7 protein-coding genes are annotated in these 3,680 nt (G+C 66.0%); 5 read left to right on the top strand and 2 right to left on the bottom strand.

The features are described 5' to 3' along the window. The 3 genes from AC16JP_RS05220 to mce all read left to right on the top strand — a co-directional run. Positions 1–132 (top strand): TauD/TfdA dioxygenase family protein (locus tag AC16JP_RS05220; protein ID WP_484339546.1); only part of this gene is annotated, 132 nt, incomplete at its 5' end. Positions 133–257: 125 nt separating this feature from the next. After that, the gene (ssb, locus tag AC16JP_RS05215; protein ID WP_484339545.1) at positions 258–752 is read left to right on the top strand and encodes a single-stranded DNA-binding protein; all 495 of its coding nucleotides are present in this window, start codon (positions 258–260) and stop codon (positions 750–752) included. Between the two features lie 57 nt (positions 753–809). After that, the gene (mce, locus tag AC16JP_RS05210; protein ID WP_484339544.1) at positions 810–1,229 is read left to right on the top strand and encodes a methylmalonyl-CoA epimerase; all 420 of its coding nucleotides are present in this window, start codon (positions 810–812) and stop codon (positions 1,227–1,229) included. 18 nt (positions 1,230–1,247) lie between these two features. Here the strand turns inward: mce and AC16JP_RS05205 are convergent, their stop codons facing one another. Further along, a complete protein-coding gene (locus AC16JP_RS05205; protein ID WP_484339543.1) occupies positions 1,248–1,490 on the bottom strand; it encodes a cold shock domain-containing protein in 243 nt (80 codons plus the stop codon). Between the two features lie 12 nt (positions 1,491–1,502). Then, entirely contained in the window at positions 1,503–1,892 is a 390-nt protein-coding gene (locus AC16JP_RS05200) for a M67 family metallopeptidase (protein WP_484339542.1), read from the bottom strand. Between the two features lie 41 nt (positions 1,893–1,933). Here AC16JP_RS05200 and AC16JP_RS05195 point away from each other — a divergent pair, with 41 nt between their 5' ends. Together AC16JP_RS05195 and AC16JP_RS05190 are read left to right on the top strand one after the other, a co-directional pair. Further along, positions 1,934–2,908, top strand: a complete 975-nt coding sequence (locus tag AC16JP_RS05195; protein ID WP_484339541.1) for an RluA family pseudouridine synthase — start codon at positions 1,934–1,936, stop codon at positions 2,906–2,908. Positions 2,909–2,923: 15 nt separating this feature from the next. Further along, on the top strand, positions 2,924–3,680 hold a 757-nt coding region (locus AC16JP_RS05190), incomplete at its 3' end, for an RNA polymerase factor sigma-32 (RefSeq protein WP_484339540.1).

The raw sequence follows: 3,680 nt of genomic DNA, 5'->3' as shown, positions 1-3,680 counted from the left end.
TTCCGCTATCGCCACCAGTGGCAGCCCGGAATGCTGGTGATGTGGGACAACCGTTCTGTCCTGCATGCCGCGACCGGCGGCTATGAAGGCCATCACCGGCTGCTGCACCGGACGACGATCGCCGGGCGCTGACCGGGGGGGGCGCTGACCGGCGGGATACTGTCCACAGCGGAATCCGCCCGACCGCCATGTGACGCTTGCCTGTCCGTCGTTCGGTGGCCTATCGCAGTCGCCAACTCAAGACGGGAGAGACGCCCATGGCGGGCAGTGTGAACAAGGTGATTCTGGTCGGCAATCTGGGCGCGGACCCGGAAGTGAAAAGCTTTTCGAGCGGTGGCCGCATCGCCAACCTGCGTCTGGCCACGTCGGAAAGCTGGACGGACCGCACCACGAACGAGCGCCGCGAACGCACCGAGTGGCATTCGGTCGTCATCGACAACGACAATCTGATCCGCGTCGTCGAACAATATCTGCGCAAGGGCTCGAAAATCTACGTCGAAGGCCAGCTGCGCACCCGCAAATGGCAGGACCGCGACGGCAACGACCGCTACACCACCGAAGTCTATGTCGGCCGGTTCCGTGGCGAACTGACGCTGCTCGATCGCCGTGAAGGCGGCGGTGGCGGCAGCGACTACGGCAGCGGCGGGCAGGATTACGGCGGGTCGTCACCTGCACGCGGGCAGGCCGAAAGCGGCTATGGCAGCAGGCAGGCGCCGATCCACGACAACATGGACGACGACGTGCCGTTCTGAGGGCGGCAGCCCCCGGCGGGCTGACGTGCGTGATGCGATGCAATGGGAGCAGGCAGTATGAAGATCGGCAAACTGAACCATGTCGGCGTTGCCACGCCGTCGATCCCGGACAGCATCGCGCTCTATCGCGACATGCTGGGCGCAACCCGGATCGGCGAGCCGTTCGACCTGCCTGCGCAAGGCGTCAGGGTGTGTTTCGTCGATCTGCCGAACAGCCAGATCGAACTGATCGAGCCCTTGGGCGCCGACAGCCCGGTCAACGCCTTTCTGGCGAAAAACCCCAAGGGCGGGCAGCACCATGTCTGCTTTGAAGTGCCCGACATCATCGCCGCGCGCGACTTCATGGTATCGAAAGGCGCCACCGTGCTGCGCGGCGGTGAACCACGGATCGGCGCGCATGGCGTTCCGGTGATCTTCGTCCACCCGAAAGACATGGGCGGCGTGCTGATCGAACTGATGGCCGAGCCGAACCACTGACGAACGTTCGCTGATCCCTCAGCGCCGTCCGGCGGGCGCCCGGCTTTGCGGCGGCGCCAGCGGCAGCACGCGCTGGGCGATCAGCCGTCCGTCGCCGGTCTGCACCAGTTCGAATTCGACACGTGTTCCGGTCGGCAGCGCATCGACCGCAGCCTCGGCCAGTGCCGATGCGTGCAGGAACACATCCCGTGGCCCCATGTCGGGGCGGATGAAGCCGAAGCCGCGCCCCGCATCGAACCAGAGGATTTCGCCTTGCGCCATAGAAGCCGAGGGTTACTTGGCCGCAACAACAAGCGCAACCGCGTCGAAGCCGGTCGCGGTGGGCCGAAAGCCATGAATGCCGCCATGCGCCACGATCAGCCAAAGCCACCCCATATCGCCGACCCCTGCCCGGTCATGACGGCTGGGCACGGCGGGGCCTTCGGGGTGCGAATGCCAGCAGCCGAGCAGTTGCGCCCTGCCCTCGCGGTGGCGGCGGTGGGCGTCGAACAATGCAGCCGGGTCGATTTCAAAGCGCGTACGGCGGTTGGCGGCGATGTTTGGGGCAAGGCTTGCTTCCTCGATCACGCCATACCTGCCGAACAGCAGGCCGCAGGCTTCGTCGGGCGCCGCAGCAGCAGCAGCGGCCAGCATCGCTGCATGGGCGCTTGGCAGAACGCGCACGGGGCTTGAATGCGCTTCAGGAATTCCAACATGCACCAGCAATGAATGGGGGAAGCAACAACCACACGCAAGATGCCGCTGTGCGTCATGATGCGGCGCTGCTGGCCGGGGCGGCCGGATGGCGGCTCGACCGCGCGCTGGCGGCCGTCATCCCGACTCTTTCCCGTGAACGGCTGAAGGCGCTGGTCGCGTCGGGCGCCGTCGAAGTGGACGGCCTGCCAGAGCGTGATCCCGCCCGCAAGATGAAGGGCGGCGAACAGGTCGTGGTGCTGGTGCCGGCGCCCCGCCCCGCCGAAGCGCAGGGCCAGGACATCCCGATCGACATCATGTTCGAGGACGAACATCTGCTGGTCGTGGACAAGCCGGCGGGCCTCGTCGTCCATCCGGCTGCCGGGAACCTCGATGGCACGCTGGTGAATGCGCTGCTGCACCATTGCCGGGGGCGGCTTTCGGGGATCGGCGGCGTGGCGAGGCCCGGCATCGTTCACCGCATCGACAAGGACACGTCGGGCCTGCTGGTCGTCGCCAAGACCGACCGTGCCCATGCCGGGCTGGCGGCGCAATTCCAGAAGCACATAATCGGGCGCCGCTATCTGGCGGTCGTCGCCGGAATCCCCACCCCGCCCGCGGGCCGGATCGAGGCCAATCTCGCGCGGTCCGAACAGAACCGGCAGAAGATCACCGTTGTCCAGCCGCCGCGCGGCCGTCACGCGGTGACGCACTACCGGATGCTCAGGGCGTTTGCGAAGGCGTCGCTGGTCGAATGCCGGCTGGAAACCGGGCGGACGCATCAGGTCAGGGTGCATATGGCATCGATCGGCCATCCGCTGCTGGGCGACCCGTTCTACGGGCAGGGCCGCCTGGCGGATATCTGCCGGCGGCTGGGCTTTCACCGGCAGGCCCTGCACGCAACCGCGCTTGGCTTCCAGCACCCGCTGACCGGCGCCGACCTTGCCTTTGAAAGCCCGGCGCCGGAAGACATTCAGCAACTGCTAATCGCTCTCGAAGAACATTGAGGGCAGGAGATCCGCATGAACCGCAGCAACCTTCCCGCCAGCATCCCCGCCCTTGGCCCCGACGCCAGCATGAACCGGTATCTGTCCGAGATCCGCAAGTTCCCGCTGCTGGCGCCCGAGGAGGAATATATGCTGGCAAGGCGCTGGCAGGAGCATCAGGATCCTGAAGCAGCGACAAGGCTGGTCACTTCGCACCTGCGGCTCGTCGCCAAGATCGCCATGGGCTATCGCGGCTATGGCCTTCCCGTCTCCGAGCTGATCTCGGAAGGGAACATCGGCCTGATGCAGGGTGTGAAAAAGTTCGAGCCGGAGCGCGGGTTCCGGCTGGCAACCTATGCCATGTGGTGGATCAAGGCGTCGATTCAGGAATATATCCTGCGCTCGTGGTCGCTGGTGAAGATCGGCACGACCGCCGCGCAGAAAAAACTGTTCTTCAACCTGCGGCGCATGAAGGGCAAGCTTGCCGCAATCGAGGAAGGCGACCTGCACCCCGACGACGTGAAGAAGATCGCAACCGATCTTGGCGTTCCCGAAGACGATGTGGTGCAGATGAACCGCCGCAGGGCCAAGGGCGGCGACACCAGCCTGAACGCGCCGCTGCGCGAAGACGGCGAAGGCGAATGGCAGGACTGGCTGGCCGACGAAGGCCCCGGACAGGACGTGATCGTCGCCGAACGGGAAGCAGCCGGTATCCGCCACGAACTGCTGTCAGCGGCGCTGCTGACGCTGAACGACCGCGAGCGCCACATCCTGACCCAGCGCCGCCTGGTCG

The sequence above is a fragment of the Sandaracinobacteroides sp. genome, assembly GCF_057137845.1.
This window is presented reverse-complemented; position numbering and strand designations above follow the sequence as displayed.

Coding starts and splice junctions, on each gene's coding strand:
- ssb (WP_484339545.1), top strand. CDS start 258: ATGGCGGGCAGTGTGAACAAGGTGATTCTGGTCGGCAATCTGGGCGCG.
- mce (WP_484339544.1), top strand. CDS start 810: ATGAAGATCGGCAAACTGAACCATGTCGGCGTTGCCACGCCGTCGATC.
- AC16JP_RS05205 (WP_484339543.1), bottom strand. CDS start 1,490: ATGGCGCAAGGCGAAATCCTCTGGTTCGATGCGGGGCGCGGCTTCGGC.
- AC16JP_RS05195 (WP_484339541.1), top strand. CDS start 1,934: ATGAATGGGGGAAGCAACAACCACACGCAAGATGCCGCTGTGCGTCAT.